This window comes from Nitriliruptor sp. (genome assembly GCF_040882075.1).
Taxonomy (GTDB): domain Bacteria; phylum Actinomycetota; class Nitriliruptoria; order Nitriliruptorales; family Nitriliruptoraceae; genus Nitriliruptor.
The window spans coordinates 1-17,561 of the sequence record NZ_JBBEBZ010000175.1 but is presented as its reverse complement, the minus strand read 5'-3'; the positions used below and the strand labels follow the sequence as shown (position 1 = coordinate 17,561).

Genomic DNA, 17,561 nt, shown 5'->3' with positions numbered 1-17,561 from the left:
TCGGGCACCCTGCGCGGTCCAGTGGGCGAGGAGCAGCGGTGGCGAGGTGGCAGCGGATCGTCGCGAGCCTCGCCGTGCTCGTGGTCGTCGGACTCGCCGTCGGCCTCGTCGTCGCCCTCGCCGTCGACCGCCAGCGCACGGACCGCTTCCCGGGCCCGCTCCAGGTGGAGCTCGATGACAGCGACGACGCTGACCCGGGGGTGGCCGACGAGCCTGACGGCGACCGCGCCGCTGTGGAAGCGGACGGCGGGGTCGAGGCCGCGGTGACCGCCAGCACGACGGTCACGCAGGAGACGCTCTGGCTGTGCGGTCCCGGGGCGGACGACGACGCCTGCGTCGGTGACCTCGACGCGACCGTCGTGGCCGCGGACGGTACGCGGACCGTCGAGCCGTTCACGCCCGCGGACGACCCCGCGGTCGACTGCTTCTACCTCTACCCGACGGTCTCGCAGGTGGCCGCGAGCAACGCCCCGCTCGAGATCACCGCTGCCGAACGTGACGTCGCCCGCGCCCAGGCGGCCCGCTTCGGCGAGGTGTGTCGCGTCGTCGCACCGATCTACCGGCAGGTCACCGTCCAGGGCATCGTCACCGGCGCGTTCCGTGACCCGGCGGCCCGCGATCTCGCGTTCGGCGACGTGCTGTCGGCGTGGAACGACCACGTCGCCACCTCGGGCGATCGACCCTTCGTGTTGATCGGCCACTCCCAAGGTGCGCAGGACCTGACGCGGCTGCTCGCCGAACGGATCGAGGGCGACCCCGACCTGCGCCCACGCCTGGTCTCCGCGTTGCTGATCGGCGGGCAGGTCGAGGTGCCCGTGGATGAGGACGTCGGAGGTTCGTTCCTGACGGTGCCGGCCTGTCGTGCGGTCGACCAGACCGGTTGTGTGGTGGCCTACAACAGCTTCGCCGAGACGCCACCGGCGTTCGCGCTCTTCGGCCGCGGCGGGCACGGTGTCGAGGTGCTGTGCGTCAACCCGGCTGCACCCGGTGGCGGCGAGGCGCCGCTCACCCCCTACCTCCCCGTCGAGGGCGTCGCCGGGTTCGAGACGCCCTTCGCCACCGCGGAGGGGGCGGCCACCGCGGAGTGCCGCAGCGAGGGGAGCGCCAGCTGGCTGCAGGTCGACCTCGACCCGGTTCTCGCGATCGCGGCGTCGTCACGCGGCTCCGATCTCGGGCCCGCCTGGGGCCTGCACGTCGGCGACGTCAACCTCGCCCTCGGCGACCTCGTCGACCTCGTCCGCACGCAGACCGCCGCGCTGGCGCGCTGATCGACCGGCGATCCCGGCGCAGCGATCAGGTGCCGTCGCTCTCCTCGACCATCTCCTGGAGGCGTGTGACCAGGGCGCGGTCGCCGATGAACACCGGGGTGCGCTGGTGCACGTGATCGGGCTCGATGTCGAGCAGCCGACGGCGGCCGTCGGATCCGAGGCCGCCAGCCTGCTCGGCGAGGTAGGCCAACGGTGCGGCTTCGTACAGGAGCCGGAGCTTGCCCGCGGGCAACCCGGTCTCGGCCGGGTAGCCGAAGATCCCGCCGTGGAGCAGGTTGCGGTGGAAGTCGGCGACCGCGGAGCCGATGTAGCGCTGCGAGAGTCGAGGCGAGTCGGGGAGGTTGAGCCACTCCACGAACGACCCGACACCCTGGTCCCACAGCGGCGACGATGCGTGGTTGAAGCTGTAGTAGGCCGGGATCTCGGGGAACCGCATGTCGTCCCAGGTGAGCACGAACTCCCCGACCTCGGGGTCCAGCGTGAACGCGTGCACGCCGTCACCGGTGCTGTAGACCATCATGGTCGAGGTGCCGTAGAGGACGTAGCCCGCGGCCACGAGGTCACGCCCGGGACGTAGCCAGTCGCGGTCCTGTGGCTGGCTCGAGGCGTCGCCGACGCGCTCGAAGACGCCGAAGATCGTGCCGACGCTGACGTTGGAGTCGATGTTCGAGGAGCCGTCGAGAGGGTCGTGGACCACGACGTAGCGGCCGCCGTCGGGGACGATCGTCGGCTCCGGGCGCTCCTCGGAGACGATCGCGCAGACCCGACCACCGCGAGCGAGCATCGCCGTCATGACGTCGTCGGCGTAGACGTCGAGCTGCTTCTGCTCCTCGCCCTGGGGGTTGATGTCGCCGCTGGCGCCGAGCATCTCGGTCAGACCCGCACGGCGGGTGCGGTTGGCGATGAGCTTGCCGGCGAGCGCGATGTCGTCGAGCAGCGACGTGAGCACGCCGGTGGCCTCGGCCGGCTGGCGTGCGAGCAGGAAGCTCTCGATGGTGACCAGCTCGGCGACCGCCCTCGCGCCGACCGGTGGCGCGGGCGGATCAGGATCATGCAGGGCCATGGCCAGCCTCCCGTGCGCCGTGCGCCGACCCTAGCTCGACAGGTCTGCACCGCCGCGGGCTCACGCCCAGCCGAGCTCGTGGAGGCGGTGGTCGTCGATGCCGAGGTGGTGGCCGAACTCGTGCACGACGGTGATGTAGACCTCGTCGACGAGGTCCTCCTCGTCCTCGCACATCGCACAGAGGGGGACGCGGAAGATGCGGATCACGTCCGGCAGGCCGCCACCCCACTCGTCGCGCTCGGTGAGCGGCACACCCTCGTAGATGCCGAGGAGGTCCGGTTCGTCCTCGTGCTGGTCCTCGACGAGCACCGCGATGTTGTCGAACGACTCGTAGAGCTCCTCGGGGATCGCGTCCATCGCGTCACCGACGAGCTGTTCGAAGCGGGGGAGGGGGATGAGGTCCACGCGCGCAGCCTACGAGAGCCGGCTAGCGGTCACTGGCCCGTGCGGGCCGCCGGTCCTCGGAACGCGCTCGGCCTACCCTCGATCGTCCCGAGGTCGGAGGCGAGGTGACCGATCAGCGACCGCCACTGCGGGCCGTCGCCCTCCGGCGCCGCACGTTCGATGCCCGCCGCGAGGAACAGGCTCTGCGCGCGGGTCGCTGGACGCTGGTGCTCGTCACCGTGGTGCTCGTGGCGCTCGGATCGTTGGCGGCCCGCGACTGGTGGCTCGTCCGGGCCTACCTGACCGGACCGGAGCTCCGCCTGGCGCAGGTCTGTGCGGACAGCCCGTTCGCCGCCGGGCTCATCACCGCCGCAGGTGGGCGTTCGGCCGTCCGCGAGGACCCGGACGTGATCGCGCCCTACCTCGCCGACGTCGAGCGCCTCGACGCTGCCGCGCTGTCGATCCGGGACCACGCGTCCCTGGTCGGCGACGACGAACTCTCGGTCGCCGCGACGACGGTGTACGTCGGCCGGCCGCACCGCGCCCCGACGCAGACGGCGCTGGTCGAACGACGCTGCGCCGAACGCGTCCGCGCCGCGGGGATCGGCTGACGGTCAGCCGGGGAGCGTGCCGGGCCCGACGACGTCGTCGGCCGGCAGCCGTGGGTCCGGGTCGAACCGCAGCCCTCGCGGTCCCGCCGTCTCCTCCCGTTCGACGCGGACGGTCAGCGGCTCGTCGCCCCACCGGGCCTCGAACGCGTCGTCGCCGTCCTCGTCGATCCTCGCCCCGAGCGTCGCCCACAGCTGCGCCGACGCCTCGAGGTCCGGCGCGGTGAGGGTGGGTCCGAGCAGGGCTGGCGAGTCCGGGTCGACCGGTGGCAGGTCCATCCCGGCCAACCGTGCCCACCCCTCGTCGTCGTGCTGAGGACGGGCGATCTGCACGATCAGCCCTCCGACCTGCGACGGGCGCAGGAATCCCTCGTGCCACTCGTCGCGGGCGGTCGACACGTCGACCACGTCGTACCCAGCGGCCTCGACGGTCCGTACCGCATCGAGCAGGTCCGGCACCTTCAGGGTCACGTGGTGCACGCGCGGCCCGAAGCGGTCCAGGAACGCCGCCGCGAACCCGTCCTGGACCTCGGGTTCGAGCAGCTCGAGCTTGGCGAGGTTGGAGTACCGCAGCTGGCGTGTGCCGAACCCACCGCCGCTGAACCTCGGGCTCAGCCAGACGCCACCGAGCTGCTCCTGCCACCGGGCGCTGGCGGCCTCGAGGTCGTGGACCGCGATGGCGACGTGGTCCGGGCGAGCGTCGATCGGCACGGGAGCTCCGAGGTGGGGACGGTGACGGGACCTCAGATGTTAGGGAGCGTTCACAACGGGCGTCCAACCGGGGTGCGGTGGGACCGCCAGCTGCGCTCGCGCCGCTACCCTGACGAACGCACGTTCGCTGATCGGAGGACGGCTCGTGGAGGTCCGGGAACCGATCCTCCACGTCGACATGGACGCGTTCTTCGCGTCGGTCGAGCAGCGCGATGACCCGGACCTGCGCGGCAAGCCGGTCGTGGTCGGTGGTGCGGGTGGGCGCGGGGTCGTCGCGGCCGCCAGCTACGAGGCGCGCCGTTTCGGGATCCGGAGCGCCATGCCGATGGTCCAGGCCCGACGACGCTGTCCCGATCTGCTGATCGCCCCGCACCGGTTCGAGGCCTACCGGGACGCGTCCCGCGCGGTGATGGCCATCCTGCGCGACGTCACGCCCGCGGTCGAACCGCTCAGCCTCGATGAGGCCTTCCTCGACGTCCGGGGGGCGGTGCGGCTCTTCGGCGACCCCGAGACCATCGGGCACGGCATCCGTCGCCGGGTCCGCGACGAGCTCGAGCTGCCCATCTCGGTCGGCATCGGGCCGACCAAGTCGGTCGCCAAGCTCCTGTCGGCCCGGGCCAAGCCGGACGGGCTGCTGCGGTGGCCGGCGGACGAGGTCCAGGACCGGCTGCGGCCGCTACCGATCAGCGATCTGTGGGGAGCGGGCCCGAAGACCGTCGAGCGGTTGACCACCTACGGCTTCCGCACCATCGGCCAGCTCGCGGACACCGATCGGCGGACCCTGCAGCGCGTCGTCGGCGACGCCACCGGGGCGCACCTGCACGCGCTCGCTCGCGGTCACGATCCGCGGAGCGTCACCCCGCACGAGCCGGCTCGGTCCATCTCGGCCGAGCGCACCTTCGACCACGACCTCGACGATCCCGACGATCTGCAGCGTCACCTGCTCCGGCTCGTGGAGAAGGTGGCACGCCGGCTGCGGCAGGCGCGGGTGTCGGGGCGGACCGTCACCTTGAAGGTCCGGTTCGCCTCGTTCGAGACCGTCACCCGCTCGATCACGTTGTCCGAGCCGACGGATCGGACCCACGACGTGCTCGTCGCGGCCAGGGGGCTGCTCGATGGCCTCCGGCTCGAACGGGTCCGTGTGCGGCTGATCGGCGTCGGGGTGTCGAACCTCGGCGATGGGGACGCGTCGCGGCAGCTCACCCTCGACGCACCCGACGTCGCGGCCGCGGAGGTGCCGTGGGGCGACCGGCGTTGGGAGGACGTCGACCGCGTGGCCGACGCCGTCGCTGACCGGTTCGGCGACGTCGGGGTCAGCTTCGCGGTGCTGCTCGACGACGAGCACGAGGACCAGCCGTACGCCACCAAGCACGAGGTGCGCGAGACGGCGGACGGTCGCGACCAGCCGGGCGAGGGCTGAGTCGTCCTCGCGGAGCGCTTCCGCGGAAGCGGTGTGGCGTCTTCCGCGGAGGAAGCTCGGGCCGGCCGGGTCAGACGATCGGCAGGAAGGAGACGGTGTTGCTCTGGCGACGCCGGCCATCGAGGTGGGCCGCGAGCTCGTCGTAGATCGCGTCGCCGACCATCCGGCGGAGCTCGGTCTCCATGCTGCGGTAGACCGGGCGGGGGCTCACGAACGCGGTGTCGTCGTCGAGGCACCACCAGCCGAAGTCCGAGCCGCCCTCGCCCCAGTGGCCGCGCTCGTAGGCGGCGATCAGGTGGGTCTCGAGGGTCGTGCCGTCGTTGGCGGTGGTCTCCTCGATGGTGCGGTGCAGCGGGACCTGCCAGCAGACGGTCGGCTTCCAGTCGACGTAGTGCTCACCGCGGCGTTGCGCGACGTGGTGGAGCGCGCAGCCCTCGCCGGACGGCCACCCGCTGCGGTTGGCGAACAGGCACCCGCCATCGATCACCCGGGTCTTGACGTCGCCGTCCTCGTCGGTCTCCCAGATCCCGTCACGCAGCGCGGTGTCGTGGAACTGCATCGTGGTCGGATCGAGGTGTTCACGGACGGCCTCGTCGTAGAAGGAGGCATCGTCCTCGTCGTTGAGGTACGCGCCGTGGAGGCAGCACCCGATGGCGGGGTCCTGCTCGCCGGGGTGGATCCCCTCGCAGCCGGCCCCGTAGATGCAGGTGTAGTTCGACAGCAGGAACGACACGTCGAAGGTGTAGCGGCGGTGATCGTCGTCGGGGTCGTCGATCGACACCCACTCACGGGATGGCACGGGAGGAGCCCCTCGAGGTCGCTGGTGCGCGGCCCGGGGAGGCTAGCGGCGGGAGCCGTCGTCCCCGCGACGTCGACGGGTGAGCACGGCGGGCGCGCCGAGGGCCACGAGCGCGACTCCGGCGGCGACGGTGCTGAGCAGCTCGCCACCGGTCCGGGGGAGCGCATCGAGGACCGTCCGCCGCACCGACTCGCCGAGGACGGCGGTCCCACCGTCGGTCGTGCCGTCACCGCTGCCACCGGCCGCGCCGTCCGTGTCCGGGCCGCTGCCACCAGTGGGGGAGTCCCCGCCGGAGCCGTCGCCGCCGGTCGTTGGCACGTCGCGGTCGATGACCTCGTCGAGCACGTCGGTGTCCGGCTGGTTGACCGGCGGGGTGACGGCTCCGCCCGTGGTCCGCTGGTGGCAGACCAGGTGGCGACCGCCCCGCCGGACGTCGAACACGCCGACGCCGCCGTCGACGTCGCCCGTGGTGTCGATGCCGAGGTCCTCGCAGACGGCGGTCCGGTAGCCCTCGCCGGCGGGGAAGACCTGGTACCGAGCGCCGACGAGGACCGTCAGCACCTCGGTGTCGCGCAGCCCGCGCTGCTCACGGCCGGTGGGGTTGAAGTACCGGTGCTCGACCACGATCTCGACGAGCGTCGGCCCGGGACCGTTGCCGCCGTCCTCGCCGTGGATGAGGACGCGCACGCCGGTGATCGGCGCGATCCCGATGTCGAGCGGGGTGAGGTCGAACTCGGCCCGCTCGTCCTCGGCCGCCGCCCGGAGCGGCTGCTCGGGCAGGTCACCGTGGTCGGTGATCAGCTGGAGCCCGACCTCAGTGCCGTCCGGGCAACCCGGTACGGCGACCGACGCACCGGTGACCGTCATGGAGTCGTGGTCGGTGCTCCACGAGACATCGGCACGCTCGGCGCAGCCACTCGTCTGGGCATTCGCGATCCCTGGAACGAGGCTGAGTGCGAGCACCGCAGCAGCGGTGACAGAGAGGTACCTCATCCGGCGACCTCTCCGTCGAGCTCGTCATCCGCGTCCGTTGCGACGCCCGGCTGCGAGGAGGTGGAGTCGGCCGAGCCGATGCTCACCGATCCGACAGGCTCCTGGCCGGCGGGATCGTTGCCCGTCTGTCGTTGGAGACAGACGGAGTGCGTCGAACCTGTTGTGACGATGAACCCGGAGCCGCTCCCGGTCCGTGTCGCTCCAGGCGGGTCCTTGATGTCCTTGGAGCTGCGGCAGTCGACCTCGTCGTACCTGAGGCCGTCGTGAACTCCAGCCCATGCGGCGACGTCGTAGGTCCCGCCCACAGCGGTGATCAGCGGCTCCGAACCCTGGACGGTCCGGCCCTGGCCTCCGTTGTTGAACAGGTACCAGGTCACGACGACGGTGGTCTCGGGAGCGGGTAGGTCGGAGTCTCCGGGATCCCCGGTGTCGTCTGGCGGGACGTCCGGGCCCGCGGCGGTGAAGACCTGGAGGACGCCGCCGTCGACCACGAGCGACGCTGCGCTCGCGACGAGGAAGCCGGCGCCGAGCCCGACCGCGATCATCCCGCCGAACAGCGCGAACGTCGTGAGCTGCGCGACTCGGTCACGGGGAGCGGCGGGTGCTTCCTCGACGTTCTCGTCGGGCGAGCCATCGCCGGACGTGTCGTCATCATCGTCACGACGCTTCTCGCGACGGGTGAGGAGAGTGAGCGTGAGCCACCCGGCAGCGAGTCCGATCAGCACCGAAGGCTGGCGAAGGAGCGTTGCAGCGTTGCCACCCCACGGGATGCGGAGCACGGACGGACCCGTGCACGGCGTCGAAGGGGACGATCCAGCCGTCGGCCTGGGCCCGGTTGTCGCCCTGGGTGACGTATCCGTCGGTCGTCACCTCGGTGATGCGGTGGATCACCCGGTAGGTCACCCCGACAGGTGCGTCGTAGGTGACGACGTCACCGACGCCGTACGAAGGCGAGGGCCGAGCGACCACCAGATCACCACTGCGGTAGGTCGGTTCCATCGAGCGGCCCATCGACGATGATGAAGCTCGCGCCACCACCGAGCATCGCCGACGGGAGCGCGAAGTAGGCGAGCGACGCAAGGAACACGCAGAAGAGCGCCCTGTCCAGCCATCTCTTCACCGTGGCTCCGTGTTCCGTGTGGGAGGAAGCGAAACGGTCAGGGCGGGGATGGTCGCCCGCCCTGACCACCTCGAACTGATGGTTACGGCAGGATCGGGCTCACCCCGTCGGTCGGGTGCGGCGTCTGGATCTTGACCTGCACCGAACCGACGTCGACACCGCGGACGACGCGGGTGTTGTTGGCGTTGCGCACGTCGTCGTAGGTGCCGAAGGTTCCGCTGGCGAACTCGTACCGCATACCCGTGGCGGTGATCGCCGGGTTGTTGTTGTGCCAGATCCGGGCCCCAGCGTTGTTGAACACCTCGAGGAAGAGTTCCTCGCCGACGCAGGCCTGGGCGATCCCGCTGACGTCGACGTAGTTGAAGGCGGACTGCTCACCCTCGTACCCGCCGAAGTGGGTCTCGACGCCATCCGCGTCGCAGACCAGGCTGCCGTCGCTACCGACCTGCAGGTGGCCACCGTCAACGGTGAGCTGGGCGGCGGAGGCGGCGAAGGCGAAGACGACGACTGCGACACCTCCGGCTGCGAGGTACTTCTTGGCTCCTCGCTGGTTTGAGTGGGTGGGTGGTGTCGGCTCCAGGGGTTGTGACACCTGTGTAGTTACGGTTCGGCGATCTGCTGGCCGTGACGAAGAGGCGTGGGTGTGGAGAAGCTGGAGCTGTTTCAGGCGGCGTTGGGGATCGCGGAGCCGTGGCGGGTGGCCGAGGCGTCCTTCGATCCGGAGTCGGGGCGGCTGGACCTGCACCTGGACTTCGTCAGGGGGCCCGGTTCGCCTGTCCGGAGGACGACGAGGCGGCGTGCCCGGTGCACGACACCGAGACAAGACGTGGCGGCACCTGGACTTCTTCCAGCATCAGGCCTACTTGCACGCCCGGGTGCCACGGGTGCGGCAGGTGGCCCTGCCGTGGGCACGGCCGGGCAGCGGGTTCACGCTGCTGTTCGAGGCGTTGCTGGTCGAGTTCGCCCCGCACATGCCGGTGGCCGCGATCGCCCGGATGGTCGACGAGCCCGGAAGATGGCCTCGATCGCGTCATGGCAGCCACGGCCCGACCGAAACCCATAGGATCGCGGCTCGAACCGTGCTTCCCACTCGGGTTCCAGCGCGTTGACCACCTGTGCTTGACGCACGCGATCAACGATCACGGGGATACCGAGCGGGCGTTGCTGTCTCCCATCTGCCTTGGGGATGTACACCCGCTTGACGGGTAGAGCTGTCCACGTCGTGCCGTGGTGCACCTGGTCGGCCAGAGCGGCCTTCCCGGTAGCACTCACCACGACCGTTCCGTCGACACCCGCCGTCTTGCGGCCAGCATTGCGTTCGGTCACCCGCCGCACGCTCACCAGAGCGTTGGCGCGCGACCGAAGCATCAGCTTCTGCAAATTGCGGACCTTCTTGAGGTCCCCTGCCTGCGATGCCGTGAAGATGCGCTGCCGTAGACGCCGTACGTCAGCCTCGACCTTGGGCCAATCCACAGCCTCCCAGTCGAGTCCGTCGTCCTCCGGTCCGTTCACCGACACGGCCATACCGTGGCGGCGCCTAACTTGTCCTTCGGTTCCGGGTCCTTGGTCATCGTCGTCCTCACAGGCTCACCTGACCCGCGTCAGCACCCTTTGGGGTCCGGGCATCAGCCCGTATCCGGCCAGTTATCCGAAACGGCCGGCGGAGAGGCCGACCATCATGTCCCGGTTTCCTGTCGCCTTTCGGCGCACCGGCATTCGCTTCTCGGATCATCCGCTGCCCGCCGCGGGAGTTAGGCCTTCCTTGCGGTCGGCTTACCGGACACAACTCGCGTCCGGACCCCGACGGGATTACCACGTTCCACACGTGCGAGACTCGACCGGGGTGGGTGCCTCCTGTATCCCGAGGGCGGCGGTGCTCACCCGACCGGCAAGAAATCCCCGGCCGGCGCCTGCCGCTTCCCAGCGGCCAGCCCCTACACCACCCCTACACCCCGCCTACAGCATCCCATCTGGCGAGGTTCACGATAACGAGACATCAACGGAGGTTCACGCGATTCACCCGTCCGGTCTGCCCCTTGCCCGTAACCCCCGGATGGAACAGAGGTCCTTCGGCTTTCCCTCGAGCTTCGCACCCCGCCGTTACCAGCGACGCACGTCAAGGGTGGGGCCAGGCCATCGAGCACGGACCTGAAGCTACGCATCCGGCATAGGCCGGCCCTCCTGTCTGCGAGCCCGCTCGCTGCGTGCGACCTCGTGTCGCAACTTCTTCTTGGTGTCGACCGAGATCACCGGATCCCCGGCCGCCAAACAGTCGTTGACCTGCGAGGTCAGGTAGCGGAACTGGCCGTCGCGGTCCGGGTGCTGGCGGCCCTCGCGGGTCTTGGCGGCCGCCTGCAGGCTGTAGCCGGCCGCCCGCAGCAGCCGTCCCACGCTGACATGGCTGACCCGATGCCCCTGCGAACCGAGCACGTCAGCCAGCTCACGGGTGGACTTCGACGACCACCGCAGCGGCGACTCCGGATCCCCACGGGTAGCCGGATCCACCAGCGCCTCGAGCGCGTCGACCAGACCCGGATCGGTCTCGGTCAACGACTTGCGGCCCCCGCCCGGCCGCCGCGCCCGCCCCACCGCCAGCACCTCGCCCGGCGCCTCGAGTTCCTTGACCGCTTTGGACACCGTGGGCTCCGACACCCCCGCCGCCCGCGCCACCGCACCGATCCCGCCCCGACCGATCGTTCGCGCCTCCGCACCCAGGACCACCCGACGCTGCCGCTCGTCCAGGTGTGGCAACACCAGCGCCAACCTGTCCGCCAACGCGCTGTCGTCTCGGGCCATCCAGCGAGGCTAACCGCCCGCCCTCTACCCCAACGTTATTTCGTTCCGGACTCTGACCCCTCGCGTTGGTGTAGGTCTCGCCGTTGCCGGAGCTGACCTGCAGGGTGACGGTGCGCTGCCCGCCCTCGACGAGGTGGAGCAACTGCCGATCGAGATCGACCTCGACCAGATCGGCCGGGCCACCGACCAGCGCAGGTTCCGCCGAGCCATCCAGGAGCGCCGCAGTGGTCGCCGGCCCGACCACGTCGTCGACCGCCAGGCCGTTGACGCGTTGGAAGGCCATGACGGCGGCCGTCGTCTGCTGACCAGCGGTGCCGTCGGCGGCCCCGATGAGGAAGCCGTCGTCACGCAACTTGCGCTGAACCTCGGCGGTGGTGAGTGCAGGTTCGGGCTCGTCCTCGACCGCGTCGTCGGCGTCATCGCTTGGTCCCGCGCTGGCTTCGTCCGTCGGCTCCGCCGGCTCGATCGGCCCCGGTGCCTCCTCGACGTCGGTGTCGTCGGCCGCCACCGGGCCACCACCATCACCGACCGGTGTGCCGGTGCGGGCGAGACCCCAGGCCAACACGCCGGCCGCCGAGGCGACCAGGGTGAGTGCCAGGGCCAGGGTGAGCAGGAGCGTGCCGAGCGCGGCGCGCAGCCGGCGACGGCCGGTAGTCGGGCCGGCATCCCAGGTAGCGGTCGAGGCCATGCGTGACTCCACTCGTGCGTGCCTTCGCCCCGTCCGACGCACGTGCGGCCCGCCTGGTTGCCGACCCGTGTGCACCCGAGCGCGCAACGGGCGATCAGAAACTGCGTGCAACCTTCGGCCGCACTGCCGCATCGCGGCCGGGCCGATCCCGGACCGGCGGACCTCGTCACCTAGAGTGCCGCCGACCGGATCAGCCACGACCGCGGGAGACGCCATGGCCGCCACGTCCGAGGCCACACTGTTCGTTGGGCGCGAACACGGAGCGGGTGAGCGGCGGGTCGCCGCCACACCGGACTCCGTGCGCCGCCAGGTCGGACGTGGCATCAACGTGCTGATCGAGCACGGCGCCGGGCAGGCCGCCGGCTACGACGACCAGGCCTACGCCGAGGCCGGCGCCAAGCTGGTCGACGCGGCCGCCATCGGCGAGGCGCCCCTGGTCGCCCGGGTCGCCCCGCCGTCGCTCGAGGACGTCCGGGCGCTGAGCCCCGACACGGTCCTGCTGACGCTCCTGGCGCCGCACCGCAACCTCGAGGTGGTCACGGCCCTCTCGGAGCGGGGAATCAGCACGCTGGCGATGGACCTGGTGCCCCGCATCAGCCGCGCCCAGTCGATCGATGCCCTGTCCAGCCAGGCCAACATCAGCGGCTACCGCGCCGTGATCGAGGCTGCCTACGGGCTGGACAAGTACTTCCCGCTGTTCATGACGGCGGCTGGCACGATCCGCCCCGCGCGGGTGGTCGTGCTCGGCGCCGGCGTCGCCGGTCTGCAGGCGGTCGCGACCGCCAAGCGGCTCGGCGCTGTGGTGCACGTCTCCGACATCCGCGAGGCGGCCCGCGAGGAGGTCGCCTCCCTCGGTGGCACCTTCATCGAGGTTCCCGACGTCGAGGACGCGACCGGCGAGGGCGGCTACGCCAAGGAGGTCGGAGAGAACTTCCTCGAACGCCAACGGGCGGTGCTGACCGAGTTCCTGAGCCAGGCGCACGCGGCGATCACCACCGCGCAGATCCCCGGCCGTCCCGCGCCCGAGCTGATCACCCAACAGATGGTCGAGGCGATGCAGCCCGGGTCGGTAGTGATCGACCTCGCCGCCGCCGACGGCGGCAACTGCGCGCTGACACAAGCCGGCACCGTGGTCGAGCACAACGGGGTTCGCATCATCCCGGGCAACGACTTCCCGTCGAAGATGGCCGGCGAGGCGAGCGCCCTGTACGCCCGCAACATCGCCTCGTTCTGCGAGTTGCTGGTCGACGACGAAGACCACCTGCACCTGGATCTCGAGGACGAGATCGTCGCCGGTTCGCTGGTGACCCACGGCGGAACCGTGACCGCCCCAAGGATCGCCGAGATGCTCGGCGGGAAGGACGCGTGATGGGGCCCCTGCTGGTGAGCCTGTACATGTTCGTACTTGCGGCATTCCTCGGCTTCGAACTGATCAACAAGGTGCCACCGACACTGCACACTCCCCTGATGTCGGGCGCCAACGCGATGTCGGGCATCACCGTGGTCGGGGCGCTCACGCTGGTGACGGTGGCGAGCCTCTCGACGAGTGTCGTCTTCGGGGTGCTCGCGCTGATCCTGGCCACCATCAACGTCGTCGGCGGCTTCCTGGTCACCGACCGGATGTTGTCGACCTTCGGAGGTCGCCGGTGACCGCCACCGACCTGACCGCAGTCCTCGCGCTGGCTTCGATCGCCTTGTTCGTCTTCGGGCTCAAGCGCCTGTCACGGGTCCGCACGGCCCGAAGCGGCAACGCGCTGATGGCCGCCGGCATGCTGCTCGCGATCCTGCTGACCCTGCTCGAGATGGGGCTGGTCGACTACCGCTGGATCATCGTCGGCCTGGTCGTCGGCGGTGCGATCGGGTACGTGACCGTTGCGCGCGCGCAGGCGACCCAGATGCCCGAGATCGTGGCCAGGTTCAACGGCTTCGGTGGCGCGTCGTCCGCACTGGTGGCCCTGTCGCTGTTCTGGGCCGTCGTGGTCGAGACCCCCGACGACGCGACCGCCGCCGCGGTCCTCGGCGGTGCGTCCGCGGTCACGCTGGTGCTGTCGGTGCTCATCGGCGCGGTGACCCTCGCCGGCAGCGTCCTGGCCGAACTGAAGCTGCGCGGCACCATCGGCGGCACGCCGCGCATCCCGGCCCGCGGGCCGATGATGGGCCTGCTCGCGCTCGCCAGCCTGGCGTTCGGCGCCGTCGCGGTCTTCGCGATCGAGGATCCGGTCGTCTCCTCGCTGCTGATCATGGCGCTGGTCGTCGGCAGCATCCTGATGAGCGTCGCGCTGGTCGTGCCGATCGGCGGTGCCGACATGCCGGTCGTGATCAGCCTGCTCAACTCGCTGTCGGGCCTGGCGGCCGCGGCGACCGGGTTCGCGCTCGGCAACCAATTGCTGATCATCGCCGGCACCATCGTCGGTGCGGCCGGCCTGATCCTGACCCAGATCATGTGTGTGGCGATGAACCGATCGCTGGTCAACGTCCTGATCGGCGGGTTCAGCGGCGGCGCCCCCGACCACGGTGAGTACGGCCACGTGATCTCGGCCGATCCCGAGTCCGCGGCGATGGTCCTCGAGGCCGCCCAGTCGGTGATCATCGTGCCCGGCTACGGCCTGGCTGCGGCGCGGGCCCAGAACGCGGCATACGCACTCGCGCAGGCGCTGCAACGGCAGGGCGCCGAGGTGCGCTTCGCCATCCACCCGGTCGCCGGACGGATGCCCGGGCACATGAACGTGGTGCTCGCCGAGGCCGAGGTGCCCTACGAGTTGCTCCACGAGATGAGCGAGATCAACCAGGACTTCGCCGAGACCGACGTGGTGATCGTGGTCGGCGCCAACGACGTCGTCAACCCCGCCGCGCGCACCGAACCGGGCAGTCCGATCGCCGGCATGCCCATCCTCGACGTCGGCAATGCACGCCGGGTGTTCGTGATCAAGCGCAGCCTGTCGCCCGGCTACGCCGGCATCAAGAACCCGCTGTTCGAGCAGGAGAACACCGTCATGCTCTACGGCGACGCCAAGGAGATGCTCGACCAACTCGCGAACGAACTCACCGCCAACGCATGACGACCTCGCTCAGCTTGCGATTAAACCTCAGGCTGCCTTCTTGACGGCGGGGTGACGGGTCCGGTCCGGGGGCCGGTTCGGGTGCCTTTGGGTCGTCCTGGGCCGGGTTGGTCGGATTTCGGTGGTCTGGCTGGGGTGCCGATGGTTGCGACAAGTCGTCGAAATCCTCGTCGGACGCGGGCGGGGGTGAGTTTGTCGGGTTCGCGGGGTTTCTCCCAGGGCAGTCGGTGGTCGGTGACCAGGCCGCGGGCCAGCCGCAGCTGGGTGTAGGCCGCGGCGATCAGCCAGGTCCAGCGGTCGGCCTGTTCGGGGGTGCAGATCCGCGGCGTGGTCCAGCCGAGGGTGTTCTTGGCGAACCGGTAGGTGTGCTCGATGTCGAAGCGGCGCAGGTAGGCCCGCCAGCACAGGTCGAGGTCGGGGGTGCCGGCTCCGGACCACCACAGCCACAGGGTCTTCTTGGTGCGGGCGGTGGGCTTGGGTAGATGCTCGACCTCGACGCGGATCACGGTCCCGCGCACGATCGGGAGGGTGTCGTGGCCGACCCAGTGGCCACGACGACCGAGCTTGGGGTGCAGCCCGGACCAGGCCGCCACGGTGACGGTGCCGTAGCGGGCGTCGCTGGCGGTGAGGGTGTGGTCGGGGGCGGGCCAGGTGTCGGGGTCGTCTGCACAACCGAACCGGTCACCGTGGCGGCGTGGCCGGCCCACGGTGCCGTCGGGCTCGGGAGGGTCGGTGTAGAAGACTCGGTCGTCGCGGATGCGCACCAGCACCTGGGCACGGGTGCCGGCGAGGTCGTGGCCGAGCGCGATCGGGTCGTAGCCCGCGTCGAACACGAACATCGGCACGTCACCGTCCTCGGGCAGCAGCGACACCACGTCGCGGATCTGGGCGACGGTCGCGTCGGTGACATCGGCGCTGACCGGGATGCGGCGGGCGTCGATCGGGGCGGTCCCCGCACCCGGTCTCTCCTGAGAACAAGTGGACACCAGCTCCGAGTCCACCGCCCGTGGCTCGGTCGACATCATCGAAGCCGGTTAGGATCCGTGAGTTGGAGGTTGACGACATGGCGCTGTAGCCGGTCCCTGCGAGCGCGGCCACGAGTAGGCCGTCGTCATGCTCCGAACGACCCAACGTTCGCAGGTGGCCCACCATCCAGCGTTCCTTTCGGCTCTGCCTTGATGCGTTCGCCGCGTCAAGGTTGTCAGGGGGTGCGACAGCTGGTGCCGCCACTCACAAGAGATCGGAAGGGCGACGGATTCGGGAGACGTCGCCGTCCTCGTGAGCTATTCGTGAGTGCCATCCGGAACGTCCTCGTCAGAACAGACGAGGACCTCAACGATGTCCGACGCAGTCAGGCCAGCTCAGCCGTCTCCGACGCGCGCCGTGCGGCGCAGGGTGCCGATCGCCCGTCCCGGCGATGGCGACGCGGGCGGGCCATCACCAGCGCGGCCGACGGGACCGCCGTCGGCCCCGGCGCTTCGGTCGCCGCGGGAGCGCCTGGTTGGTCTGGGCGTCGGTGAGCAGACGGCTCGCGCGCTCGTCGGGCGGTATGGCTGTGAGCGGGTCATCGATGCGCTGGATGTGACGTGTGTCTGACTCAACGACACAGATCGGCGTTTGATTAGCCAACATCGTCGGGTCCGTGTGCTCGATCATGTTGCCGGTTGTTGCGGCGCCAGGCAAGGCGTCGTCGCCGGGCTTTTGCGAGTCCTCTGCGACGTGCCTGGCGGATCTTCTTGCCGCGGCCTTCGTGCTCGTCGTTGGGGCAGACGTAACCGATGCCCTGGTGCAGCCTGTTCTCTGGGGGTCGCGGACGCCGAGCTCGGCGCGCAGCACAGCCGGGTCCTCAATCGCGAGCAGGTGGGGATGTTCGACCTTGAGGTGGCCGAAGAAGCTCTCGATCCAGGCTTGATCGGTTGGGGTTCCGGGCCGGCCGAAGTGCTGCGCGATCGCGGCCAGCGCCATGAACTCCCGGGTCGAGCCTGAGGTCATCTGCGGACCGTTGTCGGACACCGCGAGGAGCACCGGGCGGGCGTCGTCATCGACGTCGATGCGGGCCAGCCCATCCTGGATGGCGGTGACCTTGTCGAGCAGACCCTCGGCTTCGAGCGCGTCGGTGAACACGATCTCGATCTGGGTGGAGGTCTCCTCGGACGAGACGATGTCGGCGATCCACTTGCGGGACACCAGATCCTCGATCACGGTCACCGCCATCCCGGCGGTCGGGAAGTGGGTGGTGTCGTAGATCCAGATGGAGTTGGGGACGTACTCGGCCCAGTCGGGAAACGGCTTGCGGACCGAGCGTCCCGGCCGTGGCGGGGGACGCAGAACCAGCCCCTGACCTGCAAGAACACGCCGAACCGACGACGGCGACACCCACACCCGCTTCAGATATGAGCCGCGGTGCGCGAGCTTGCGATGCGACCGGTCGGTCTCGCCCCACTCGTGGAACAGTGCGACGATCTGCTCGGCCTCATCGGCCAGCAGCCCGTGCGACGGGTTGCCGCCCGGCGTCTTGTCATCGAGTTCGTCGCGGTCTCGGCGGCCCATCCACCGCCACGCCCGACCTTCGTTGAGCTCCAGCAACCAGGCGCCACGCACGCTCCAGCCGCCCTCGACCGCACCGTCGATCAGGTTGAGCAGATCGAGTTT

At 70.3% G+C, this 17,561-nt stretch carries 17 protein-coding genes and 4 pseudogenes; 7 read left to right on the top strand and 14 right to left on the bottom strand.

Annotated elements, in window-relative coordinates:
- The first annotated feature begins 38 nt into the window (after positions 1-38).
- Positions 39-1,268: a DUF3089 domain-containing protein gene (locus WEB03_RS11775; RefSeq protein ID WP_368071142.1), complete on the top strand. Its 1,230-nt coding sequence runs from the start codon at positions 39-41 to the stop codon at positions 1,266-1,268.
- 25 nt (positions 1,269-1,293) lie between these two features.
- Here WEB03_RS11775 and fbp read toward each other — a convergent pair whose 3' ends face one another.
- Entirely contained in the window at positions 1,294-2,331 is a 1,038-nt protein-coding gene (gene fbp / locus WEB03_RS11770) for a class 1 fructose-bisphosphatase (RefSeq protein WP_368071141.1), read from the bottom strand.
- Positions 2,332-2,391: 60 nt separating this feature from the next.
- The gene (locus tag WEB03_RS11765) at positions 2,392-2,688 is read right to left on the bottom strand and encodes a metallopeptidase family protein (RefSeq protein ID WP_368071192.1); all 297 of its coding nucleotides are present in this window, start codon (positions 2,686-2,688) and stop codon (positions 2,392-2,394) included.
- Positions 2,689-2,840: 152 nt separating this feature from the next.
- Here WEB03_RS11765 and WEB03_RS11760 point away from each other — a divergent pair, with 152 nt between their 5' ends.
- Positions 2,841-3,326, top strand: a complete 486-nt coding sequence (locus tag WEB03_RS11760) for a hypothetical protein (protein WP_368071140.1) — start codon at positions 2,841-2,843, stop codon at positions 3,324-3,326.
- 3 nt (positions 3,327-3,329) lie between these two features.
- On the opposite strand, the gene WEB03_RS11755 is transcribed toward WEB03_RS11760, so the two are convergent.
- Complete coding sequence (locus WEB03_RS11755) at positions 3,330-4,034, bottom strand: VOC family protein (protein ID WP_368071139.1); 705 nt, start codon at positions 4,032-4,034, stop codon at positions 3,330-3,332.
- A gap of 145 nt (positions 4,035-4,179) precedes the next feature.
- Between WEB03_RS11755 and WEB03_RS11750 the strand changes: the two genes are divergently transcribed.
- On the top strand, positions 4,180-5,454 hold the full coding sequence (locus WEB03_RS11750) for a DNA polymerase IV (RefSeq protein WP_368071138.1): 1,275 nt from the start codon (positions 4,180-4,182) through the stop codon (positions 5,452-5,454).
- Between the two features lie 70 nt (positions 5,455-5,524).
- Here WEB03_RS11750 and WEB03_RS11745 read toward each other — a convergent pair whose 3' ends face one another.
- The 6 genes from WEB03_RS11745 to WEB03_RS11720 all read right to left on the bottom strand — a co-directional run bounded on the left by WEB03_RS11745 (position 5,525) and on the right by WEB03_RS11720 (position 8,958).
- The gene (locus WEB03_RS11745; RefSeq protein ID WP_368071137.1) at positions 5,525-6,253 is read right to left on the bottom strand and encodes a hypothetical protein; all 729 of its coding nucleotides are present in this window, start codon (positions 6,251-6,253) and stop codon (positions 5,525-5,527) included.
- Between the two features lie 42 nt (positions 6,254-6,295).
- Positions 6,296-7,246, bottom strand: a complete 951-nt coding sequence (locus tag WEB03_RS11740) for a hypothetical protein (protein ID WP_368071136.1) — start codon at positions 7,244-7,246, stop codon at positions 6,296-6,298.
- On the bottom strand, positions 7,243-7,971 hold the full coding sequence (locus tag WEB03_RS11735) for a hypothetical protein (RefSeq protein ID WP_368071135.1): 729 nt from the start codon (positions 7,969-7,971) through the stop codon (positions 7,243-7,245). Before WEB03_RS11735 ends, WEB03_RS11740 begins: the two co-directional genes overlap by 4 nt.
- Complete coding sequence (locus WEB03_RS11730) at positions 7,904-8,245, bottom strand: hypothetical protein (protein WP_368071134.1); 342 nt, start codon at positions 8,243-8,245, stop codon at positions 7,904-7,906. The genes WEB03_RS11735 and WEB03_RS11730 overlap by 68 nt, the downstream gene beginning before the upstream one ends.
- Complete coding sequence (locus tag WEB03_RS11725) at positions 8,220-8,366, bottom strand: hypothetical protein (protein ID WP_368071133.1); 147 nt, start codon at positions 8,364-8,366, stop codon at positions 8,220-8,222. The genes WEB03_RS11730 and WEB03_RS11725 overlap by 26 nt, the downstream gene beginning before the upstream one ends.
- A gap of 82 nt (positions 8,367-8,448) precedes the next feature.
- Positions 8,449-8,958: a hypothetical protein gene (locus WEB03_RS11720; protein WP_368071132.1), complete on the bottom strand. Its 510-nt coding sequence runs from the start codon at positions 8,956-8,958 to the stop codon at positions 8,449-8,451.
- Positions 8,959-9,009: 51 nt separating this feature from the next.
- Here WEB03_RS11720 and WEB03_RS11715 point away from each other — a divergent pair.
- Positions 9,010-9,322, top strand: a pseudogene (locus tag WEB03_RS11715) (transposase family protein); the annotation flags it as partial.
- A gap of 55 nt (positions 9,323-9,377) precedes the next feature.
- On the opposite strand, the pseudogene WEB03_RS11710 reads toward WEB03_RS11715, so the two are convergent.
- The 3 pseudogenes from WEB03_RS11710 to WEB03_RS11700 form a co-directional block, all read right to left on the bottom strand.
- Positions 9,378-9,890 (bottom strand): annotated as a pseudogene (locus WEB03_RS11710) (reverse transcriptase N-terminal domain-containing protein); the annotation flags it as partial.
- A 699-nt stretch (positions 9,891-10,589) separates the two neighbouring features.
- Positions 10,590-11,162: pseudogene (locus WEB03_RS11705) on the bottom strand (ISAzo13 family transposase); the annotation flags it as partial.
- 274 nt (positions 11,163-11,436) lie between these two features.
- Positions 11,437-11,850: pseudogene (locus tag WEB03_RS11700) on the bottom strand (peptidoglycan-binding protein); the annotation flags it as partial.
- 214 nt (positions 11,851-12,064) lie between these two features.
- Here WEB03_RS11700 and WEB03_RS11695 point away from each other — a divergent pair.
- Genes WEB03_RS11695 through WEB03_RS11685 form a run of 3 tightly spaced genes read left to right on the top strand, consistent with a single transcriptional unit; the run spans position 12,065 to position 14,909 of the window.
- Positions 12,065-13,219, top strand: a complete 1,155-nt coding sequence (locus tag WEB03_RS11695) for a Re/Si-specific NAD(P)(+) transhydrogenase subunit alpha (RefSeq protein ID WP_368071131.1) — start codon at positions 12,065-12,067, stop codon at positions 13,217-13,219.
- Complete coding sequence (locus WEB03_RS11690; RefSeq protein ID WP_368071130.1) at positions 13,216-13,500, top strand: NAD(P) transhydrogenase subunit alpha; 285 nt, start codon at positions 13,216-13,218, stop codon at positions 13,498-13,500. The genes WEB03_RS11695 and WEB03_RS11690 overlap by 4 nt, the downstream gene beginning before the upstream one ends.
- Positions 13,497-14,909, top strand: a complete 1,413-nt coding sequence (locus tag WEB03_RS11685; RefSeq protein WP_368071129.1) for an NAD(P)(+) transhydrogenase (Re/Si-specific) subunit beta — start codon at positions 13,497-13,499, stop codon at positions 14,907-14,909. The genes WEB03_RS11690 and WEB03_RS11685 overlap by 4 nt, the downstream gene beginning before the upstream one ends.
- Before the next feature lie 20 nt (positions 14,910-14,929).
- Here the strand turns inward: WEB03_RS11685 and WEB03_RS11680 are convergent, their stop codons facing one another.
- Positions 14,930-15,910 (bottom strand): transposase, encoded by a 981-nt coding sequence (locus WEB03_RS11680; protein ID WP_368071128.1) that lies wholly within the window; start codon positions 15,908-15,910, stop codon positions 14,930-14,932.
- 436 nt (positions 15,911-16,346) lie between these two features.
- Positions 16,347-17,561: DDE-type integrase/transposase/recombinase (locus WEB03_RS11675; RefSeq protein ID WP_368071127.1), on the bottom strand; the 1,215-nt coding region annotated here is incomplete at its 5' end.